The sequence below is a fragment of the Glaciecola sp. HA4-3 genome, assembly GCF_055693685.1.
Genome location: NZ_CM146340.1, coordinates 277,658 through 299,978, shown reverse-complemented (window position 1 = coordinate 299,978; position 22,321 = coordinate 277,658). Strand labels below are relative to the sequence as shown.

The 22,321-nt window shown below is 40.5% G+C and carries 19 protein-coding genes and 3 pseudogenes; 6 read left to right on the top strand and 16 right to left on the bottom strand.

Annotated features, from left to right (window positions below):
- Positions 1–2: 2 nt before the first annotated feature.
- Positions 3–365, top strand: coding sequence for a DUF2237 family protein (locus ACZ1G6_RS01415; protein ID WP_472617741.1), 363 nt, complete (start codon positions 3–5; stop codon positions 363–365).
- Between the two features lie 4 nt (positions 366–369).
- On the opposite strand, the gene ACZ1G6_RS01410 is transcribed toward ACZ1G6_RS01415, so the two are convergent.
- From ACZ1G6_RS01410 to ACZ1G6_RS01400, 3 genes are all read right to left on the bottom strand, one after another.
- Positions 370–879 carry a DUF4112 domain-containing protein gene (locus ACZ1G6_RS01410; protein ID WP_472617740.1) on the bottom strand — a complete coding sequence of 170 codons (510 nt, stop codon included), beginning with the start codon at positions 877–879 and terminating at the stop codon, positions 370–372.
- Positions 876–1,955, bottom strand: coding sequence for a ferrochelatase (gene hemH / locus ACZ1G6_RS01405; protein WP_472617739.1), 1,080 nt, complete (start codon positions 1,953–1,955; stop codon positions 876–878). The genes ACZ1G6_RS01410 and hemH overlap by 4 nt, the downstream gene beginning before the upstream one ends.
- A gap of 106 nt (positions 1,956–2,061) precedes the next feature.
- On the bottom strand, positions 2,062–3,663 hold the full coding sequence (locus ACZ1G6_RS01400) for an AbgT family transporter (RefSeq protein ID WP_472619023.1): 1,602 nt from the start codon (positions 3,661–3,663) through the stop codon (positions 2,062–2,064).
- Positions 3,664–3,855: 192 nt separating this feature from the next.
- On the opposite strand from ACZ1G6_RS01400, the gene ACZ1G6_RS01395 reads away from it, so the two are divergent.
- Positions 3,856–4,731, top strand: a complete 876-nt coding sequence (locus ACZ1G6_RS01395; RefSeq protein ID WP_472617738.1) for an SDR family NAD(P)-dependent oxidoreductase — start codon at positions 3,856–3,858, stop codon at positions 4,729–4,731.
- Positions 4,732–4,801: 70 nt separating this feature from the next.
- On the opposite strand, the pseudogene hflC reads toward ACZ1G6_RS01395, so the two are convergent.
- The 9 genes and pseudogenes from hflC to ACZ1G6_RS01350 form a co-directional block, all read right to left on the bottom strand.
- Positions 4,802–5,684: pseudogene (gene hflC, locus ACZ1G6_RS01390) on the bottom strand (protease modulator HflC).
- Between the two features lie 2 nt (positions 5,685–5,686).
- A pseudogene (gene hflK / locus ACZ1G6_RS01385) lies at positions 5,687–6,845 on the bottom strand (FtsH protease activity modulator HflK).
- 194 nt (positions 6,846–7,039) lie between these two features.
- Positions 7,040–8,326, bottom strand: coding sequence for a ribosome rescue GTPase HflX (hflX, locus tag ACZ1G6_RS01380; RefSeq protein ID WP_472617737.1), 1,287 nt, complete (start codon positions 8,324–8,326; stop codon positions 7,040–7,042).
- Between the two features lie 18 nt (positions 8,327–8,344).
- A complete protein-coding gene (gene hfq / locus ACZ1G6_RS01375; protein ID WP_472617736.1) occupies positions 8,345–8,590 on the bottom strand; it encodes an RNA chaperone Hfq in 246 nt (81 codons plus the stop codon).
- A 118-nt stretch (positions 8,591–8,708) separates the two neighbouring features.
- Complete coding sequence (gene miaA / locus ACZ1G6_RS01370; protein WP_472617735.1) at positions 8,709–9,671, bottom strand: tRNA (adenosine(37)-N6)-dimethylallyltransferase MiaA; 963 nt, start codon at positions 9,669–9,671, stop codon at positions 8,709–8,711.
- Positions 9,665–11,482 carry a DNA mismatch repair endonuclease MutL gene (gene mutL / locus ACZ1G6_RS01365; protein ID WP_472617734.1) on the bottom strand — a complete coding sequence of 606 codons (1,818 nt, stop codon included), beginning with the start codon at positions 11,480–11,482 and terminating at the stop codon, positions 9,665–9,667. The genes miaA and mutL overlap by 7 nt, the downstream gene beginning before the upstream one ends.
- Before the next feature lie 14 nt (positions 11,483–11,496).
- Positions 11,497–12,846, bottom strand: a complete 1,350-nt coding sequence (locus tag ACZ1G6_RS01360; RefSeq protein WP_472617733.1) for an N-acetylmuramoyl-L-alanine amidase — start codon at positions 12,844–12,846, stop codon at positions 11,497–11,499.
- Complete coding sequence (tsaE, locus tag ACZ1G6_RS01355) at positions 12,847–13,350, bottom strand: tRNA (adenosine(37)-N6)-threonylcarbamoyltransferase complex ATPase subunit type 1 TsaE (RefSeq protein ID WP_472617732.1); 504 nt, start codon at positions 13,348–13,350, stop codon at positions 12,847–12,849. It abuts the gene before it with no gap.
- Positions 13,351–13,368: 18 nt separating this feature from the next.
- Positions 13,369–14,870, bottom strand: a pseudogene (locus ACZ1G6_RS01350) (NAD(P)H-hydrate dehydratase).
- A gap of 6 nt (positions 14,871–14,876) precedes the next feature.
- On the opposite strand from ACZ1G6_RS01350, the gene queG reads away from it, so the two are divergent.
- Positions 14,877–16,031 (top strand): tRNA epoxyqueuosine(34) reductase QueG, encoded by a 1,155-nt coding sequence (queG, locus tag ACZ1G6_RS01345; protein ID WP_472619022.1) that lies wholly within the window; start codon positions 14,877–14,879, stop codon positions 16,029–16,031.
- A gap of 19 nt (positions 16,032–16,050) precedes the next feature.
- On the opposite strand, the gene hemE is transcribed toward queG, so the two are convergent.
- Complete coding sequence (hemE, locus tag ACZ1G6_RS01340) at positions 16,051–17,115, bottom strand: uroporphyrinogen decarboxylase (RefSeq protein WP_472617731.1); 1,065 nt, start codon at positions 17,113–17,115, stop codon at positions 16,051–16,053.
- A gap of 87 nt (positions 17,116–17,202) precedes the next feature.
- Positions 17,203–17,862 (bottom strand): NAD(+) diphosphatase, encoded by a 660-nt coding sequence (gene nudC, locus ACZ1G6_RS01335; RefSeq protein WP_472617730.1) that lies wholly within the window; start codon positions 17,860–17,862, stop codon positions 17,203–17,205.
- A gap of 276 nt (positions 17,863–18,138) precedes the next feature.
- Here nudC and ACZ1G6_RS01330 point away from each other — a divergent pair, with 276 nt between their 5' ends.
- The 3 genes from ACZ1G6_RS01330 to ACZ1G6_RS01320 all read left to right on the top strand — a co-directional run bounded on the left by ACZ1G6_RS01330 (position 18,139) and on the right by ACZ1G6_RS01320 (position 20,340).
- Positions 18,139–18,606 carry a transcriptional repressor gene (locus tag ACZ1G6_RS01330; protein ID WP_472617729.1) on the top strand — a complete coding sequence of 156 codons (468 nt, stop codon included), beginning with the start codon at positions 18,139–18,141 and terminating at the stop codon, positions 18,604–18,606.
- Entirely contained in the window at positions 18,603–19,067 is a 465-nt protein-coding gene (locus tag ACZ1G6_RS01325; RefSeq protein WP_472617728.1) for a chemotaxis protein CheX, read from the top strand. The genes ACZ1G6_RS01330 and ACZ1G6_RS01325 overlap by 4 nt, the downstream gene beginning before the upstream one ends.
- 76 nt (positions 19,068–19,143) lie before the next feature.
- Positions 19,144–20,340, top strand: coding sequence for an OmpA family protein (locus ACZ1G6_RS01320; RefSeq protein WP_472617727.1), 1,197 nt, complete (start codon positions 19,144–19,146; stop codon positions 20,338–20,340).
- A gap of 51 nt (positions 20,341–20,391) precedes the next feature.
- Here ACZ1G6_RS01320 and ACZ1G6_RS01315 read toward each other — a convergent pair whose 3' ends face one another.
- Both ACZ1G6_RS01315 and dnaB read right to left on the bottom strand, forming a co-directional pair.
- Positions 20,392–20,799 (bottom strand): response regulator, encoded by a 408-nt coding sequence (locus tag ACZ1G6_RS01315; RefSeq protein ID WP_472617726.1) that lies wholly within the window; start codon positions 20,797–20,799, stop codon positions 20,392–20,394.
- A 21-nt stretch (positions 20,800–20,820) separates the two neighbouring features.
- Positions 20,821–22,173, bottom strand: coding sequence for a replicative DNA helicase (gene dnaB, locus ACZ1G6_RS01310; RefSeq protein WP_472619021.1), 1,353 nt, complete (start codon positions 22,171–22,173; stop codon positions 20,821–20,823).
- Positions 22,174–22,321: the final 148 nt, after the last annotated feature.

The following is a 22,321-nucleotide window of genomic DNA, read 5'->3' as shown; positions in this document are numbered from 1 at the left end:
TAATGGCAAATCAACTCAATGTATTGGGCAAACCTTTGCAACTATGTTGTGGTAATACGGGATATACCCGTGAAGGGTTTTGTTATGTTCCCGAATCTGATTTTGGAAATCATAGTGTTTGCGCAATTATGACCGATGAATTTTTACAGTTTTCAAAAGCCCAAGGAAATGACCTGATCACACCTAACCCTCTTTATTCGTTTAAAGGTTTGCAAGCCAAAGACAAATGGTGTTTATGTGCCATTCGTTGGTATCATGCCATCGCAGCGGGAGTTGCTCCTCCTATAGTGCTAGAAGCAACAAATATCAAAGCTTTAGATATTGTATCGCTTGAAGTACTGAAAACCTATGAGTACAAACCTTAGCATACTACTTGTTTTGTTCACTTTCCCATTGCTGTACTTTTTGCTTTGCCAGTGCATCAATTTGAGACTTATTTTGAGCAACCCACCACGATTCCATTATACGGACATTACGTTGGTTGGCCTTAAAGAATAAATCAATGATGTCTCCCACAACTGGAAAGAAACCTAAGGCCCAATCAATCATGGAGTTTCTTAACATCTTGTTTCTAAGCGCTTTTGGGACACCAATTTTGTGCCCTAAATATACGATTCTTAAAGACGCTGCTAACATGATGGAGTCGCCTATTACCGGTATCAACCCAACCAATGAGTCCAAGCCAACTTTAATTGGAATAATAGGCAACTTAACAGCTGTATCTAAAAGGTGCCCTAAGGATTGGGCTTGTAACAACTCATCAGGCGCTCTAAAATTTGGGTCAGGTAGCACGTCTGTTTCTTCGAGCGAAGGCAAAGAGTGCTTGTAATGCACAACACCGTCTTTACTCTTTGATTCGTCAGAAGAAGACTGTGTCATTTTGACGAGCCTAGTGCTTTAGCTAGGGTCTCTCGCTGTTGATAATCGTCTCCTACTTTCCAGCCTTGCATATGTGACTCAATTAATTCAAACAGCATATCTAAATGCTCATCGCTGTCGTTTAGTGAGGGAATATATTCGTAACGCTCACCACCATTTTCCATAAAGTATTCACGATTTTCTTCACCAATTTCTTCAATCGTCTCAAGGCAGTCGGCGCTAAATCCAGGACATATGACTTGTAAAGATTTTACACCTTGGGCAGGCAAGCCCTTCAAAGTTTCATCAGTATAAGGTTTGAGCCACTCCTCACGACCAAATCTAGATTGAAAACACGTCATATATTCATCTTTGTTTAGGTCAAGTGCTTGGGCAACCAAACGAGTAGTTTTATAACATTGGCAATGATAGGGATCACCATTTAGTAGATAGCGTTTTGGAATCCCATGGTATGAAAATACTAGTTTGTCCGCTCTTCCATGCTTTTCCCAATGTGCTTTAATCGATTTAGCAACGCACTCAATATATGCATGATGGTCATGATATTGATTAATAAAACGTAGTTCAGGTAGCCACCTACGCTTTGTGAAATCTGCCGCAATGGCATCAAAGGTAGATCCTGTGGTTGACGCACAATACTGGGGATACAATGGCAGCACAACGATTTTGCGCGCTCCTTCATTTAGTAGATTATTGAGCGCTTTATCAACACTTGGCTGCCCATAACGCATCGCAAAATCAACGATAACATCATCTCCCCACTTGTTTGCGAAGCGCTTAGCAATGCCTTTTGATTGATTTTGCGTATGCACCAACAAAGGCGAACCTTGTTCACTCCATACCGTAGCATAAGCTTGGGCAGAGCGTTTTGGACGAAAATTTAAGATAATAAGATTAAGAATGCACCACCAAATCAATTTAGGAACCTCTACAACACGAGGGTCGGATAAAAATTGCTTTAAATAGGGCTTTAGGGCTTTTTTAGTAGGTGCTTGTGGTGTGCCAAGATTGGTCACTAACACCCCTATTTTGTCAGCTTGCTTGTGGGTAAATGCAGTCTGAGACTGATATTTCATAAAGTTGAATTCGTCAAAGTTATTAAATGTTAATAGGTATTACGAACATACTCACAATTTGGACTAGCCAAGTGCTAGTCCATATTGGCAAGCGTTTACATTTTCCTTAAGGTATTGCAGGGTAATATGTTGGAGCACCTGGACCCACTGGCAAACCGAATGCAAATACCCACAAATAGAACAGGGTAGTCCAACCAACGATAAAGACAAGTGTGTATGGCAACATCGTTGAAATAAGCGTTCCAATACCTAAGTCTTTTTTATACCTCACTCCAATGGCCAATATTAAACCAAAGTAGCTCATCATTGGCGTAATAACATTTGTCACACTATCACCTATACGATATGCAGCTTGAATCACCTCTGGCGCGTAGCCAATAAGCATAAGCATAGGTACAAAAATCGGAGCAGTAATTGCCCATTGAGCAGACGCACTACCTAATGATAAATTGACCAACCCACACATCAAAATAAATAAAACAAATACTTCTGGGCCATCTAGGCCAGTAGCTTGTAAAAATGCAGCTCCTTTTACGGCTAATACAGTTCCTAGGTTTGTCCATTTGAAAAAGGCAACAAACTGTGCGGCAAAAAACACTAATACAATATATAGACCCATAGAGCTCATACTCTTTGACATTGCATCAATGACATCACGGTCGTTTTTCATTGTTCCAACAATTTTACCGTAAACAAATCCCGGAATAGCGAATGTCACGAAGATATACACAACAATACCTTTTAAAAACGGAGAACCTTTTACCAAACCTGTTTCAGGGTCACGTAAAATACCATTTTCAGGCACTACCGTAAGCGCCAAGAGCCCTAGTAAAACGACAAAGGTAACGCCGGCCCATTTCATTCCCCTCATTTCTAGCGCAGTGGGTTTATCAAGTTGTTGTTTACCTAAATCTATAGACGCATCTTGCGGATTATATTTACCCAAACGAGGTTCAACGATTTTTTCTGTAACAAATGCACCCATGGCAGCAACGGCAAAGGTACTTATGATCATGAAGTACCAATTTACTTCTGCACTCACTGTATATTCGGGATCAATAATACGGGCTGATGATTCAGTAAAGCCTGCAAGTAAAGGATCAACTGTACCAATAAGTATATTTGCACTATATCCTGCTGATACACCTGCAAAAGCAGCAGCAAGTCCTGCTAAGGGATGCCTACCTAATGAATGGAATATCATGGCTGCAAGTGGGATCATTACCACATAGCCAAGCTCAGAAGCAGTATTTGATACTACCCCAGCAAACACAATTACAACGGTCACTGAACGTTTTGAAGCATTCATGACCATAGAGCGCATAATAGTGCTCAACAAGCCAGAATGTTCAGCTAGGGAGACACCCAGCAAGGCCACTAATACGGTCCCTAAAGGAGCAAAACCAGTAAAGTTTGTTACCAGACCTGTGACAATTCTTCGCAAGCCTTCAGCATTAAGTAAGGAGATCACTTCAATCATGCCATCTGCTTCACGCCCTGACGAACCAATCGGTCTTGGGTCAGCAACACTCATTTCAAAGTAGCCTAAGATACCGCTTAAAATAACAATAAAAACGGCTAATGATGCAAACAGCGTAATGGGGTGAGGAAGCAAGTTCCCAAGCCACTCTACTGTTGATAAAAACTTTGAAAACCAACCAGATTGTGTTTCTGGAGAATTATCAGGTGTATTTGGTTGTTGTTCTATATTAGACAAAATAGCCCCGTTACATTAAGTATCTGTTTTGCAAGTCATTGACATGTGATCGCATTGAACTTTAATTTTAGCAAAACGCATTATTTATTTATGTTACTTTAATGTTAAATGATACCTAAATTACGAAGTTTTTTCACTTTATATCGCCATCAAAGTTAAATTGTAAATATCAGGACAACGAACGTGCTCACAGAAAATAAAAATAACAAGATCAAAAAAGACATGATTTTTGTAGTAACAGGAGCAAGCTCAGGGATTGGTAGAGCGCTTGCTTGTGAGTTAGATAAAAGGGGTTTCAAACTAGCCTTATGTGATATTAATAAACATGAATTGGAAGAAACGAATAAAAAGTTGAAGCAAAATGCTTTATTAGCGGCGTTTTCAGTAGATGACTTAGCCGCATGGAAAACATTTCAACATCAAGTCCAAACTCGGTATCAATGTATAGATGGAATTATAAACAATGCAGGGATAGCCCACGAAGCCGTTGCTATTGAACAGTTATCAACTGAAGTACTACGAAAAGTAATGGATATAAACTTTTATGGTGTAGTAAATGGAACGCAAATATTTTTGCCACTTTTAGCAGCGCAAAAACAGTCTTATGTTATCAATATATCATCTATATTTGGCACGGTCGGTATTGGCATGCAAAGCGCTTATTGCGCATCAAAATTTGCCGTAAAAGGGTTCACTGAATCCTTAAGAATGGAAGCCTTACGGTTTTACCCGAACTTGACCGTATGCCTTGTTCAACCTGGTGGTGTTAACACAGGAATTGCAGATGCAGCTATTGAAGCAGGTCATCGAACACCTGCCGAGCGTGAAAAAGAAATATCCGCATTTAAACGTCAATTAAGCATGCCTCCAGAAAAAGCCGCTAAAATAATCGCTAACGGAATCGAAACTAAAAAAGAACGTATTTTAGTGGGAATCGACGCTAAAGCTTTAGACTTATTAGCACGCAGTGCGCCAGTAAAGTATTCAAAGGTTTTATTTAAGCAAATGCAAAATAAGGGGCTTGCTGAACCAATGTCAGGCGATCCAAACTCTAGCTAAACACAAGTCATAAGACAAGCACAAAAAACGGGACATATGTCCCGTTTTTAATGCAAACTAATATCTTAGACTAGTTAGAACCACCTGATGCATTAAGATACCTAAAGAAATCGCTATTAGGCTCTACAACCAATACATCTTGCTTCTGGTTGAAGCTTGCCTTGTAGGCATCCATACTTCTTAAGAAACTATAGAACTCAGGGTTTTTGTTATATGTTTGTGCATATATTTGAGCTGCCTCTGCATCACCTTCACCGCGCAGTTGTCTAGCATTACGCTCGGCATCCGCAAGCATTACCTCAACACGCGCATCAATGTTCGCTTTGATGATCTCGCCTTGCTCTTTACCTTGTGAACGATACTCTCTAGCCGCCGCGGCACGCTCTGCGCGCATACGGTTAAATATAGAGTCTTCAATTTCGGTAGGTAAGTTAATTTGTTTAACTCTAACATCAATAATGCGAATACCAAGTTCATCTGAACTACCAGATGCCTGATTCATCGCATCATCCATTAGCTCACTACGTTCACCAGATACAATTTGCTGAATAGTCCGTGTACCAAATTCTGCACGTAAACCATTATTCACCTTTTGCTTTAGTAGTGTTTCGGCTTGCAATTTATTGCCACCCGTCGAAAGATAGTAACGTCCGAAGTCTTCAATTTTCCATTTCACATATGAATCTACGATGAGATCTTCTTTTTCGCTAGTAACGAAACGGTCAGGTCTTTCATCTAATGTTTGGATCCGTGCGTCTAAGGACTGGACTCTATCGAAAATTGGTATCTTAAAATAAAGACTAAGGCTCGTAAACTTTGGTATTGCCTTGCGCATCTTGTGCAATCTTACCAAAGGTAATAACAATGGCGCGTTGTCCCTCTGAGACGACGAACAAAGAGCTATAGGTAAGAATTGCCAATAAAACAATCACAATTGCTGTTAAGTTTTTCATTTTTAGTTCCTCCCTTGACGTCTAGTTGAAGAACGTGTCACAGATGATTGTGGCAACTGTTGCTGCAAATCAGCACCTTGGTTTTGTAAACCTTGCAAAGTATTCGATATGTTATTATTTGTATTATTACCGCGATTCTGTTGTTCCATAATCTTATCAAATGGTAGATACATCATGTTATTTCCGCCTTCGACGTCAATCATTACCTTTGTCGTATTGGCAAATACAGATTCCATCGTTTCAAGGTAGATACGCTGACGAGTAACAACAGGCGCTGCTTCGTATTGAGGAAGTAAAACCTCAAACCGTGCTACTTCACCCTGAGCCTCAAGGATTGAGCGCTCTTTGTATGCTTGTGCTTCTTCGTTCATACGATTCACCTGAGCGCGAGCACGTGGTTCGATTTCACGGGCGTACGCTTCTGCTTCTCTTATAAAACGCTCTTCATCTTCTTGTGCTGCAATCGCATCATCAAAAGCGGCTCTTACTTCTTCTGGTGGTCTTGCGTTTGAAAAGTTAAGGTCAATAATATCGATACCCATACTGTATGGCCCAATAATACCCTGTAATTCTTCAAGTACGCGTTGACGAGCAACTTCTTTACCGTCAGTTAATACTTCGTCCATACGAGAATGACCAACAACATATCGAATAGCACTATCAAAAGCCTGACTTAAGCTTTGTTCAGGGTCAACAACCGCGAAAATAAACTGTTTAGGATCAATAACTCGATATTGCACTTCCATCTCAACACTAACGACGTTTTCATCCTCAGTTAGCATAGAACCTGACGATGCAAGGGTTCTTACACTTTGAATATTAATTGGAATTACTTGGTCAATGCCTCGAAGACGCCATTGTAAACTAAGGCTCAGACAAGGCGTAAAACTCACCAAACCTAAGTACAACACCTCGTTCTGCTTCTTTAATTGTGTAAATCCCACTAAGTAGATATATAGTAGCGGCAAGAGCAACTACCAAACCTATCATTTTGCCAGATAATGCAGGGCCGCCGGCACCATCACCAGAACCACCGCCTTTGCCCCCAAATTTACCAAAAAGGTTCTTGAGCACATCATCAATGTCTGGTGGTCCTTGATCTTTCCCACCACGATTTTTCCAAGGGTCGTTATTATTACCACCCGGCTCATTCCAAGCCATAATTTTACTCCGAAGTTTGTAATTACACTGTTTTATACTATGTCCGTTAGCAATCAGATTTACGGACAATTTAAAAAAATACTAAATCTGTAAAGCACTAAACACATTTCTTAGTTAGTGACGTTTTTAACATATTTGACATAAAGTATAGTCAATTGTTCAAGCTTATGTAGGAAGTTTCTAAATATACGCCTTTATGCTTGAATATAGCTCGAGAGCCTGTTGTCGAACTTTTTGTCTAGGCGATTCCAATCTGATTCGAGCATCGTAATATCTACTAGCCAATCACCATTATCTGCGTATGATTGCTGGTTAATGCAGTTAAGTTCAAACAAATCACCTCTCACCTTTGCGTCAGAAGGCGGAACTTTGAGTTCATAATTAACCATTTCTTTTCTAAGACATTCAGTGAGGGCAACTTTTAATAAATCAAGTCCTTGCCCCTCTTGAGCAGAAAGCCATACTCTTATTGGCCGCCCACTTTCATCCCTATCAATTTTTGGTACAACGCCTTCTAACCTATCTATCTTATTACAAATGGTCAGCTGTGGTACCTCATCAGCATCAATCTCCGCAAGGACTTCATTGACTTGGTCAATATTCTGCGCATATTGTTCGTCTGAATAATCAACCACATGAAGCAAAAGCGTAGCTTCTTGCGTTTCTTGAAGGGTGGCTTTAAAGGCTGCCACTAAATCGTGCGGTAAGTGTCTAATAAACCCAACTGTATCCGCTAATATTGCTTGTCCTACTTCAGGCAATTCCAGTTTACGTAGTGTGGGATCTAAAGTTGCAAAAAGTTGGTCTGCAGCATAAACACCCGCATTTGTAATCGTGTTAAATAAAGTAGATTTACCTGCATTTGTATAGCCTACTAGCGACAGCGTAGGAATCTCGGCACGTTTGCGAGAGCGTCGCCCCTGCTCTCGTTGCTTTTGAACTTTCTCAAGTCGACGCAATATTGCTTTAATTCGACCTCTTAGTAATCTTCGGTCGGTCTCTAACTGAGTTTCGCCCGGACCTCTAAGACCAATACCACCTTTTTGACGCTCTAAATGTGTCCAGCCCCGAATTAAGCGGGTTGATAAATGACGTAATTGCGCAAGTTCAACCTGTAATTTACCTTCATGTGTTCTAGCGCGTTGGGCAAAAATATCCAAAATAAGACTGGTTCTATCTAAAACACGACATTTACATATTTTTTCTAAATTACGCTCTTGAGATGGACTTAAGGAATGATTGAATATCACAACATCTGCTGATAAAGCTTGAACTGTTGAAGCAATTTCTTCAGCTTTTCCTGTACCAACGAAGAATTTTGCGGTAGGCGCACTGCGCGATGCAGTAACAATACCAGCGTTATTCACGCCAGCAGAAGACACTAACATCTGCAGTTCTTGAATATCTTCTTTGTCTTGCTCGTCTGAAAAATCAACATGAACTAATACAGCCTGTTCACCGGCTTCATAACGATCAAACAAATATTTACTCCACTAAATTTAGTCTTGTGAACCGTCGTCTGGATGGTTCGTAGGCATTGTGATCGCACGAGATGGAACAACTGTCGATATCGCGTGCTTGTATACCATTTGACTAACTGTATTTTTAAGTAGCACTACAAATTGGTCAAATGACTCAACTTGGCCTTGCAATTTTATCCCATTAACAAGATAAATTGCCACGGGGATGCGCTCTTTTCTTAGTGCATTCAAGAATGGGTCTTGAAGAGACTGACCTTTTGCCATTAGTCGTCCTTAATTATTATTATAAGTAACATGGGAATCTTACTGTTAGTAAGTGCTTATTATTTTTATTGTTGGGTCATAGTTAATAACCTTTCATATTCAGTGTAACAAATTTATCCTAGGTTGCACTTACTTTTTCAACTATGTTTTGAAGCTTTTGCGGATCATTTGAGTCCAATTGAAGCAGTTTTTCCCAAGCTCTTAGCCACGTGCACTGGCGTTTAGCTAATTGTCTAGTAGCGATTATACCTTTATCGCGCATTTGCGCATAAGTTAAATCGCCTTGTAAATAATGCCAGACTTGCCTATATCCGACACTTCTAAAAGAAGGCATATCATCTTTAATATCATACTTTTGCAACAATGAAGTTACTTCATCAACAAATCCTTTTTCAAGCATAATATCAAAACGACGTTCAATACTCCTATGCAAGGTAGCGCGTTCTTTGGGCATAACACTGCATTGTATAAAATGATAGGGGAGTTTGATTTTCTCTTGAGCTTGAAAATAGCTTAATGGCTTGGCTGTCGAAAAATATACATCAAGTGCACGTGTGATGCGTTGAGAGTCGTTAGGGTTTATCTTTTGGGCACTTAAAGGGTCAACGTCCGACAACAAAAGATGCGCTTGATAAAGGCCTTTTTCCGCTATTAAGTCTTTTACTTTTGTTCTAGACGCTTCTGTCGTACTTGGCATTTGATGCAAGCCATTTACTAGCGCATTAAAGTACATCATTGTGCCACCGGCCAATATTGGGATTTTCCCTTTGGCCACCACATCTTTAATCGCTTTTTCAGCATAAGACAAAAAATCTGCCACACTAAAACTTTCTATCGGAGACAAAATATCAATTAAGTGATGTTTAATGCCCGATTGTTCTTCGGCGTCTGGTTTCGCTGTGCCAATATCCATGCCAGTATATATCAACGCAGAGTCTACACTAATCACTTCGCTTTCATAATGTTTTGCCAGCTCGATAGATAGCGAAGTCTTACCTGATGCTGTTGGGCCCATGATACATATTACCTTGGGAACTTCTTTGCAGTCGTATGAGCTATTTTGATTGTTTGTTTTCAACATTGCGTTTTGCTTACCAAAGACAACAATTGCTCAAATGGTATCGAGCGTCCACAATGACGCATAAGCTTATCAAGGCTTTGCGCGTCTATTTCATTAATATAATCAAGTAAATGTTCCGTCGCATTGCTATCTTTGCTTAACCATACCTCGTATATGGCATCACGCAGGCTTGTTAGAGTCAGCTCTTCGGGATAGTCTGCACAATGCTCAAATAAAGAAACTAATTGCATACTCATGATGCTTGACCACGGCAAGCTTCGTAATAAAGAAGGAACTTTTTTCAGTACAAGTTTATTAAATTTATACTCAAGATGAAAATTTTGCGCAGCTAAGAAGTCGATCGAAGCTTGACTTAATTGTTTATCGTAAGCAACAGATACTGGCATCAATAGGGTTTGAGCTATGCTTGAATTAGCAAGTCTATGTTCAATAAAGCTCTTTTTAACATGTGATACTTCTAGGACCAACAGAGTATTTTCTTGCTTAAATACGACGTGTTCTGGAAATAATAAAAAGCCTTGATTAGTATAAAGAGAATCAACTGTACTGGCTTGCTTTTTAGTTTGCACTGTTGAGCTTTGATAAAACTGCTCAGTAGCACTAATTGCAGCTTGGCTCACTTTGTCATTAGCGTATGCATGTTTGCTAGGTATATGTCGTGAACTCACGTTTGCTTTAGGTGACCATGTTTCTTGCCGCAAAGGCTGAATATAGTCATGCTTATTTGGACTTTCTTGCTCAATGTTAGCACCATCAACAACATCATTGGCTAGGTTTACACCGCTGTATAACTCATCACTTAGTGCCTCGTTAATCGCTTTAAATACTAAATCATGGACTTTTCTGGATTCATGAAATCTAACTTCATGTTTAGCTGGATGAACATTGATGTCTATTTGTTCAGGGGGCAAATCAAGATACAGTACATAATAGGGGAACGTTTGAGGGGGCAGTGTTTCTTCATATACTTGTCGAATAGCATGCGACAATAGTTTGTCTTTCATCATTCGGCCGTTAACAAAGGTAAATTGCCAATCTCGATTGTTTACGCCTTCTCCCAATCTGCTGCACCATCCTGAAAACTTAATATCATCGTATTCGTATGAAAAATCTACGGTATTACTTAGCATTTTCTTTGAACATACTTGTTCAATCCTTTTAGCTAAGTCTTGCTGGATTGGATAATTGAAAATCGTCTTTTTATTATGAATCAGAATAAATTTGACGTCATGGCGTGCTAAAGCAATACGCTTTACAATCTGTTCAATATGCTGAAACTCTGTCTTGCCTGTGCGCAGAAATTTTCGTCTAGCAGGGGTATTAAAAAACAAATCAATAACTTCAACAGACGTGCCATCTGGATGAGCAGTAGGTTCGACTGTCACATCCATTTGCAAACCTTCAGTATGTGCTTTGTAAGCATCTTCTTGATGAACTGGTTTAGAGCTTAAACTTAAGCGAGATACAGCACTAATACTGGCTAAAGCCTCTCCTCTAAATCCCATGCTAGTGATTGCTTCAAGATCATCAATATTTGAAATTTTACTCGTAGCATGTCTAGATAAAGCTAATGCAAGTTCGGCTTTAATTATCCCCTTTCCATTATCTCGCACTAAAATGCGCTTTTGCCCACCTTGCTCAATCTCAATATGAATAATGTTCGCGCCTGAATCAAGACTATTCTCAACCAGCTCTTTGACAACCGACGCTGGCCTCTCAACTACCTCCCCAGCAGCAATCTGATTTGCTAATTGTGCAGGCAGTATCTTGATGGTTTGTGTTGTATTTGTACTTAATTGTTTTTGCGTCACATGCGCGCTCTATGTTAAGAATTAGGGATGGTAAGTTTTTGATCAATTCTGACTAAATCTGAGCGTAAATTATTGCGTTTTTTAAGCTCAGTTACACTGATACCATAACGCTGAGCGATTAAAGACAATGATTCTCCTCGCGATACGATGTGCACAATAGGCTCACTATTTTTCCACTTTGCCCAAAGAGTTCCATCAGGTGGTGTTTGTTTAAAAAAACGTGTTACTGAAGAAAACAAGGAATCTGCAAGCCGTTCTCTATGTTTTGCCCAATTCAGATTTTTTTCTTCTTCTGGATTAGATATAAAACCCACCTCAACTAGTACAGAAGGCGTTTCGGGAGTTGTCAGCACAGCGAAACTTGCACTTTGTGGTGTTCTTTTATGCATTTTAGTTACTTGCTTCATGTCTTTTATCATTTCATTGCTAATCTCGTAACTCGATGCACGCGAGAACTCCATCGACATATTAAATATGGTTTCGGCAAAATATCGTTCCGTATCACGATCTTCAATTACCTCGGCGGCAGCACCTAGCATCTCAGAGCTTCTTTCCGTTTGCTCTAATAGTCGACCCAACTCACTGTCTGCACGGCCTTTAGATAGTACCCAAACAGACCCCCCACGAGGCTGGGGTGAGGTAAATGCATCTGCATGAATAGAAATTAGTAAATCAGCTTGTTCTCTGGCCGCTATTTTTGGGCGGTCGTTCGGCGATATATAGTAATCACCATTGCGAGTAAGAACAGCGCGCATGCCAGGTTCATCATTTATTTGCTTGGCTAGCATCTTGGCGATAGACAATACAATATGCTTTTCGTATGTACCTGCAGGTCCTATTGACCCTGGATCAACTCCACCATGACTAGGATCTATCACAACAATGATATCCTGGTCGCGATCAGGGCCTTCGTTATTGACAGAAGATGCATTCGTGTTTTGCCTAACTGGCCTTGGATTTGGATCGATCACTTCAATAACTAGGCGGTGGTTTGCATCACCATTTGGTGCAACAGGAAACACTTTAAGGGTATATGCGTCACTTGTCTCAATAACTATGCGTTTGTCATCGCTACTTTTTGGTGTACTGTATCTAACCTTATCAACCTTGTAGCCTTTAATATTGAGTTTGTTTAAGTCATAACCTTGGGGAATACCCTGGATGTCAAACACCACGCGGTTAGGATTCTTTAAAGTAAAGTATGAATAAGTAGGTTCATCTGTGAACTCTAGCACCAAACGCGAAGTATCACCGCTGTCTGAAAATCGAATATCCAAGACATCATTAGCATTAGCAACCTTCGTCGTTAATACAGCAAAAACAACAATAAAGAGATATTTTAATATCGTGTAATTTGCGTTCATTTATACTTTCACCGAGCTTTGTAAGTCTTGTTGCGCAGCTTCTATGCTCGTTAGACAGTGATTGCCAAAGTCTGAAAAACTCTCAAATTGAAAAAGGCGCCCTCCGGCTTGATACGAAATATTGATTACAATATCAGCTTGAGGGAGCAAACCATGACCTTTATCAGGCCACTCAATTAAAGAAGCGGTTTGGGCGTTGAAGTAATCGCGGATTCCCATAAACTCAAGCTCTTCGGGATCAGCTAGTCGATATAAATCAAAGTGGAATAAAGTAATTTCGCCAAGTTCGTAGGGTTCAACTAAGGTGTACGTTGGGCTTTTGACGTTTCCTACATGGCCCAAAGCATGTAATAGTGAGCGCGAGAACGTTGTTTTTCCTGCGCCTAACTCACCTTGCAAAAAACAACAGCTACCACCATAACCATATTGAACAAAGGCTTTACCTAAAGTGGTGGCTAGATGACTGGTAGCATTTTCATCACTACAAAATTGTTGAATCTTCATTTTTTAAAATAGACTACTTTACTCGTTAATTAACAGTCGTACAGTATCAAAAAGGTCACTTGCAAGTAAGCCTCTTTGTCCAAACTTGTTCGCTACTATATCACCTGCTTTAGCATGAATCGAGACACCATATTGACAGGCCATTTCAGGCGCTAGACCTTGTGACATCAGCGACCCTAATACACCTGCTAATACATCTCCCATTCCAGCAGTTGCCATACCGGGATTACCATGGCGACAGACCCATGAATGACTCTGATTATCGACAATACTGCCAGCGCCTTTCAACACGCAAATAGCGTCATAACGTTGAGAGCACTGACGAGCAAAATTAAAACGATTCGCTTCAATCTCTTCAATTGACACATTTAAAAGTCTCGCCGCTTCTCCAACATGGGGCGTCATCACACAATCAGGTAGCGCGACAAAGGTAGTATTAACCGCTTTTAAGTTTAGCGCATCGGCATCAATGACTATAGGTTTTGGCTGCTCATTGCAATATTCCATCACCTCATCAAATATCTGCTTACTCCATTCGTCTTGTCCTAAGCTCATAGCCCAATTACGATGCATGTTGCCCATTCTAAAGCAGATTTAAGACCTTCACTAGACACCATAAGTTCAGGTCTACCCGAGCAAATCTGTAGAATAGACTCTTCGTGGCAAAACACCTTTACCAAGCCTGTTCCTGTGCGCAACGCTGCTTCTGCACTCATGCGAATAGCGCCTGACATACCTTTATTGCCGCCAATGCACAATAAGCGCCCATAACTACCTTTGTGGCTATGAACGGGACGCGGTGCTAAACCTTTAAAATGCTTAAAATCAAGTGCACTGGCGTCGCTTCTAGCTACCTCAGAAAAGGCTTTACCAATGCCAAGATCTTCAAAAATTAAGCGACCACATGATTGTTTGCCCGCGCCTGTTGTTAAGCCAAGTTTGATTCCAACAAAGGTAATTGTCGTGTCTGCTTGAATACAACCACTCATTGATTCACCTGTATTTGCATCAAGCCCACTGGGAACATCAACACTCACAACAGGCACGTCAAGCGCATTCACAGCAGTAATAATATCAAGGTATTCAGCTCTGACATGGCCATTTAAGCCAGTACCTAACAATGCATCGATAATGATTTGGGCTCGTTGTGCATGCACTTGTTCAAAAGGTACTACTTTTCCACCAGACGCCTTCCATGCATCCATTGCTTTGGCTGCATCATCATTTAATTCGCGTTGGGGCTCAACAGAGCAAACTACCACAGACTTTCCTGCATTTGCTGCACAAAGAGCAGCGATATAACCGTCACCAGCATTATGCCCTGTGCCAACTAAAACCAAGTAGTTGTCAATGTTAGGAAACAAGGAAACACAATGTTGAAAAACACTTGCACCAGCTCTTTGCATTAAACTATACATATCAACATTCATTGTCGCTGCTGCCGTTTTTTCATGTAAGCTAACTTGGTCAGCACGATATAATTTTTGTGTTAAGCTAGTAGCAAGTTTCTTTTGCAACATGAATCCATGTCCTCGTCTAATTCGATTGATTTTCATAAACTTGCTAACCATATCAAGGCTTGGGGTCAGGCGCTAGGCTTTCAACAAGTTGGCGTGTCAGATATTGACCTTAGTCAACACAAACAATATCTTTCAGATTACATAGCGCGTGAGCATCATGGCCAAATGGACTATCTTGCTAACAATGTGGATTTGCGCCTACATCCCGATAAATTACACCCAAATACTTGTCGAGTAATCAGTGTTAGGATGAATTATTTACCACCAAATGCACAATTTGCGAATAACCTAGCTAATGATAAAAATGCGTATATTAGCCGCTATGCTTTGGGTCGAGACTACCATAAAGTTATGCGTAAAAAGCTTAAAAAACTGGGCGAAAAAATTACAGAACATTGTAAGGAGCTTAAGTTTAGGCCCTTTGTTGATTCTGCACCAGTGCTTGAACATGCGATTGCCGAAAAAGCTGGTTTGGGATGGACGGGCAAACATACACTAACGTTAAATGAATCAGATGGCTCTTGGTTTTTCTTAGGTGAACTTTTTGTCAATATACCACTGCCCGTTGACCAGCCGGTCAAAGAAAACTGTGGCACTTGTAACGCTTGTATCAGTATTTGTCCTACTCAAGCGATTATTGCGCCCTACCAGTTGGATGCTAGACGATGTATTTCCTATTTGACCATTGAGCATGCGGGAGTAATACCACTTGAATTTAGGCAAGCAATGGGAAATCGTGTCTATGGATGTGATGACTGTCAATTAGTTTGCCCATGGAATAGATATGCTGAGGTAACGGCCGAAAAAGATTTTTTTGCGCGGGAATTTTTACAAAATGCACGATTAATTGACTTGTTCGAGCTTAGCGAAGATGCTTTTTTATTAAAAACACAAGGCTCTCCTATTAGGCGCATCGGCATAATTAGATGGCGTCGAAATTTATCAATTGCGATGGGTAATGCATCTTATGATGCCGATATTTTGGCCAGTTTAATGCGTGCTTTAGAGCAAACACAATCATTAACTTTGCAAGAGCACTATCAATGGGCGATTGAGCAACAGCAAGCCAAACAAAATAAACCATATCAGACAGGCGCAAGCACGCGTCAGCATCAACGATTAATTAGAATTGTAGAAAAAGGCTTACCCAGAGACGCGTAAGCCTATCATTTATGACTTATTAACGATGGTATTGCTTAGAGTACTTGTGCACCGCATTAACAAAATGCCCTGCATTTTCAGGCGGGACATCTAAGTGAATACCATGCCCAAGATTGAACACATGCCCCTCGCCTTCACCAAAACCTGCTAATATATCTTTTACTTCTTGCTCAATGCGCTCTTTAGGCGCGTACAAAATAGATGGGTCCATGTTACCTTGTAAAGCGACTTTATCTCCCACCCTAGCTTTTGCATCAGCAATATCAATAGTCCAGTCTAGTCCAAGTGCATCACAACCAGTCGCGGCAATAGATTCTAGCCACATGCCGCCATTTTTAGTGAATAAAGTTACTGGTATCTTTTGGCCTTCATAAGTGCGTGTAAGACCTGCCACTATTTTCTCCATGTATTGCAATGAAAATAATTTGTAGTCGCGCGGACTTAACACACCGCCCCAAGTATCAAACACCATCACAGATTGAGCGCCTGCCGCAATTTGTGCATTTAGATATAAAATCACTGAGTCAGCGAGCTTATCTAATAACAAATGTAGCGCTTGTGGTTCACTAAATGCCATTTTTTTAATGCGGGTAAAAGCCTTGCTTGAACCGCCTTCAACCATGTAGGTTGCTAATGTCCATGGGCTACCTGAAAACCCAATTAATGGCACTTCACCTTTTAGATTCTTCCGAATAGTCCTAACCGCATTCATGACATAGGCTAATTCAATTTCAGGATCTGGATTGGGCAACTTTTGAATATCTGACATGGTGCGAAGTGGACGTTCAAATTTTGGCCCTTCCCCGGTCTCAAAATATAAACCAAGTCCCATCGCATCAGGAATAGTCAATATATCAGAAAACAAAATAGCAGCATCAAGGGGAAAACGTCTTAAGGGTTGTAAAGTGACTTCGCACGCCAACTCAGGATTAGTGCATAAAGCCATAAAATCACCCGCTTGCGCTCTAGTTGCTTTGTATTCTGGTAAATATCGCCCTGCTTGGCGCATCATCCATACGGGTGTGGTGTCTACGGGTTGCTTAAGTAATGCGCGTAAGTAACGGTCGTTTTTTAATGCTGTCATGAATTACTTTATCTCTTAGACGGTTATATTGAAGTAAAATTTAGCGCTAATATTACGCTATTTTTTTAGAGGATGCTTAACATCGCTTTATTTTTTTGCCAATCGCTTTAGGGTTTCTTCAATCAAGCGACCGGCGATTGAAAGCGTAGGAGGCGTATTAGGCAAATTCTCTATATCAAACCATTGTGCATCGTGGATTTCTCGTTTGTCGATAGTGATATCGCCAGATTGATACTTTGCAATATACCCAACCATTAACGAGTGAGGAAAAGGCCAAGCTTGACTGTCAAAATATTCAAGCTCACTTAATTTAACGCCCACTTCTTCAAACACCTCTCGATGAACTGCTTGTTCAAGGCTTTCCGCACTTTCTACAAAGCCTGCCAATGTAGAATAAAAACCTCGTGTGGTATGGCGCGCTCCTTGTGCAAGCAGTATCCTTTTACCGTCATGAATTGCGACAATGATGCACGGCGATACCCTAGGATATACTCTATGGTTGCACTTATCACAATGCATTGCCATTTCCCATGACACTTTACGAAGCTCATATCCGCATCGACCACAATACCGATTTGTTCTTAAAAATAACGCATATTGCCAAGCTTGTGCAATGTATTGAAAAGTTTGATGAGAGAACGAGGCCAAAGCCGTCCGCAAGTCAATTAATGCATATGATTGTGTATCTAGTTGCTCTTCATAGTGATGAATATCAATTAAGCTGTGTTTACCAAACTCACTAGACACATTTAAATCCCGCGCATGGTCAAAATAATCATCCAGTTGATTGGGTAATTCAGGTAAGTCTGCAAGCGTGAACGTATTTTCTATGTTTTTTTGACCAACAAATTATTGTCAATAAAAATAAATATGACTTGTTTAGAGGTTTTGCTAATCATTAGGTGTCTTTGCTCGTTTAGGAATAACTTATCAATAAGTCGGCAACTTTACGCGTTTTGTGACTTGTTCACAAATATGTCAGTGATATACTTATCTATAGATTTTTTTAGGAAGCACGCAATTATGAGTGGCCAACTTTCACCCAGTAAAAAAATACTGTTTAAGCAAGCTCAGAGCTTTTGCGAAGAGAAAGGAGCGAGGTTTACCCCTTTGCGCGCCCGTATATACGAGATTCTATTGCAAGAAGACTCGTCAATAGGTGCATATGATTTACTTGATAAGCTAAAATTAGTCGAAGAATCTGCTAAACCACCTACGGTATACCGAGCTTTGGATTTCTTTTTAGAATTAGGCCTTGTGCATAAAGTAGAATCAACAAACGCTTTTAAGGCTTGCCATCATTTTGGCTGCTCTCACCCTGTGCAGTTTTTAATCTGTGATGCATGTGGCAACGTCCAAGAAATAAGTTCTGATGGTGTAAGTGAAACTCTTGAGGCTCAAGCAAAAGAAAATACCTTTCAAATTATTAGTCAAACCATCGAGGCACATGGTATTTGTGCTCAATGTCAAAAAGAAGAGTTAAGTGAGTGAATGTAGCTTTCATTAATCCTTTTATTATCTCGTTAACTCATGTCATCAGCACGATGGCTCAAATTAATTTAACAGCCCATAAACCTCAAAAAAAATCAGATGCAAAAGCGTGCGGAGATTATTCTGGAATTATCGGCATGATTGGGCCTCAGGTAAAAGGTTCGATGGCGATAACCTTTGATACTGAACTTGTGGATGCTATAATGCAAAAGATGCTGGGGCTAGCAAAGGATGAAGCCGCAGAGCAAACTGGTGACATGGTTGGCGAAATTACAAATATGGTTTGTGGTGGTGCCAAAAACGCATTATCTGAGCAAAACTATCAATTCGAAATGGCAACCCCTGTTGTGGTTTCGGGCGAGAATCATACCATCGAACATAAGGTGGATGGACCAAAAATAATACTCACATTTGAAAGTGAGAAAGGAAACGCGTATTTAGAGATTTGCTTTGACGATTAAATCATTTCAATCCTCTTTTTAGACGTTAAATAATAATAAACCTGTTGATATTCCAATAATGGAGAGGACTACGCTTATGAAAAAATTAACACTATTAGTTGCTGCCGCATTAGGCTCGGTAGCGATGACTGCACAAGCAGAAGAAAAACCAGCTTATGAAAATTGGGTTGGTGGCTTTTATCAATACTATGCGGCTGATGGCAATAAGCCTGAGCCAATTGGTGGACTAGATGACGGTAAAGGTTTTGGTGCTGAGCTAGGTTTTAGATTTGACCCAGCATGGGCTGTGCGTTTTGAGTTAGGCCGTGTCTTAATTGACTCTGATAATCCTAGGACCCTAGCAGATGATGGCACACAATTGGGTGCGGATGTCATGTACTTCTTTGAAGACGATGCCGCTTATGTTTTTGGTGGTCTTCGTGAGCAATCACTTGCCGATAGCTATCGTATGGCTACCGCAGGTATTGGTAAACACTGGGAAGTTGCTGAAAACTGGCGTTTAATTACTGAGCTTGCTGGTTACTATGATTTTGGTCAACGACACAATGAATATAGTGCCAAGCTTGGTCTGGCATATATCTTCGGCAAAAACGCTGCACCTAAGGTACAACTAGATAGCGATAATGACGGTGTATATGATGCACTGGATCGTTGCCCGGCGACTCCTGTAGGCACACAAGTTGATGCAACAGGCTGTAATGTAGATGTTGATGGCGATGGTGTCCTTAATGCACAAGATGAGTGTCCAGCTACGCCTGCGGGCGACGAGGTTGACGCTCGTGGTTGTACAGTTGTGGTCGTTTTGGATACTGACAATGATGGCGTAGCAGACGAAAATGATGCCTGTGCAAACACACCTTCTACAGACAGCGTAGATGAAAAAGGGTGTAGTGTTTTACAAGAAGAAGAAGTGTCGGTTGCACTTGATCTCTTGTTTGGCAACAACAGCAGTGAGATATCGAATACTGATTCGCAAATTGTCCGCGATTTTGCAGATTTCATGGCTCGATTCCCAAATACAAAAGCAGTCATTGAAGGGCATTCTTCTGCTGTAGGTAATGCAAACTACAACTTACAATTATCACAACAACGCGCTGAATCAGTTCGTCAATTGCTAATTGATGATTATGGTATTGCCGCTGACAGATTAGAAGCTGTAGGTTTTGGTGAAACTCGCCTTAAAGACACATCTAACACGGCTGAAGCACACCGTATTAACCGTCGCATTGAAGCAACCGTTTCTACGATTGTTGAAACAACAGTCGAAAGATAGTTAGTTTTTGGCAAAAAAAGCCCGCAAAACGCGGGCTTTTTTATGACTATATTAATCTTTCACTATTTTACTTAAGAGTTTTATCACTCTAAAGTTAAGCTCTTTGGGCTGAAATGGCTTAGACAAGTAATCATTAACACCGGCCTTTATTGCTGATAATACCAATTGTTTGTCGGTTGTTGCAGTTAACAATAAAAAAGGGATATGTTTATGAAGGTCAGATTCTTTAACTTTGTGTAGCAATTCGATGCCGGTCATCTTTGGCATATCCCAATCCGAGATAATCAAATCATATTGCTTATTATGCAAACTCTTCCAAGCGTTTTCTCCATCATAACAAGATGTGATATTTTGTGCACCAATCTCGCGTAAGCTTGCCTTGATCATGCTTCTAACAGCTTCCATATCATCAACGACTAGAATACTTATCGTTCCAAGCTTTTTCATTGCATCATTCATATTCTAATCAAGCTCTTATGTTTATTCTTCATCGTAAGCCGGACCTGCGTAATTATCAAAACGCGAAAAGTGTCCCTGAAACGTTAACCTTGTAGTTCCTATCGGCCCGTTTCTCTGTTTCCCGATAATTATTTCAGCAATTCCCTTTAAGTCACTATTTTCGTTATACACTTCATCACGATAAATAAACATAATTAAGTCAGCATCTTGTTCAATTGCACCTGACTCACGTAAGTCTGAATTGATTGGGCGTTTGTCTGCACGTTGCTCTAGGCCACGATTAAGCTGCGATAATGCAATTACAGGACACTCTAACTCTTTTGCCAACGCCTTGAGCGAGCGTGATATCTCGGCAATTTCTAGCGTTCGATTGTCTTGTAAGCTTGGTACACGCATTAATTGAAGATAATCGACCATGATCATTGAAATTCCACCGCGGTCTCTGGCTAACTTGCGCGCTCTGGTTCTTACTTCCATTGGCGTTAAACCTGACGAATCATCAATAAACAAGTTATCTTTATCATTTAACATTTTCACGCTAGATTGTATGCGCGCCCAATCTTGGTCTTCTAGCCGTGCTGTTCTTATAGACGTTTGATCAACACGACTTAAGGAAGCTAGCATCCTCATCATTATTTGTTCTGCAGGCATTTCAAGACTAAATACCAACACAGGCTTTTCCTCTAGAAGCAAAGCATTTTCAACTAGGTTCATTGCAAAAGTGGTTTTTCCCATCGATGGTCGTGCTGCGACAATAATTAAATCAGATGGCTGCATACCACTGGTTTTTTTATCTAAATCGGTAAAACCAGTAGATACACCTGTTACCTCTTTGTCTTGCTTGGCAAGCTCTTCAATTCGGCTTATCGTTTTGCGCAAGGCACCACCAACTGAGATCGGCCCTTCATTTGCAGCTGTGCGTTTCTCGGCTATCTCAAATACCTTGGTTTCAGCAAAATCTAATAAATCTTTGCTATCACGACCTTCTGGGTTAAAGCTTGCATCAGAGATATCATTGGCAACTCCAATGAGTTCCCTGACAATGGCTCTTTCTCTCACAATATTGGCATAAGCAACAATATTCGAAGAGGTGGGTGTATTTCTAGCAAGGTTAACAAGGTATACAAAACCACCCACTTCATCGAGCTCATTGTGCAGTTCTAATTCAGCTTTCAAAGTTACAGGGTCAGTTTTACTATTTTTTGAGATAAGACGGGTTATTGCACTAAAAAGTGTACGATGTGCGCGATTATAAAAGTCTTCTTGTATCAATATTTCTGCGATTTTATCCCATGCATCAACTGATTGTATGACACTACCTAGGACTGCTTGCTCAGCTTCAAGCGAATGTGGAGGTGTATTTAAATGAGCAATGTCGTCACTTTTCTTACTTTTTGAGTCTGCTCTAGCGCCACCATTTGCGCTTGAATAATTATCGTTACCTGCGTTTTCCACGCTATCATCCACTTAACAATCAATCATAATATTATGCGACAATTGAATAATTTTGTCGCCCTAGAAT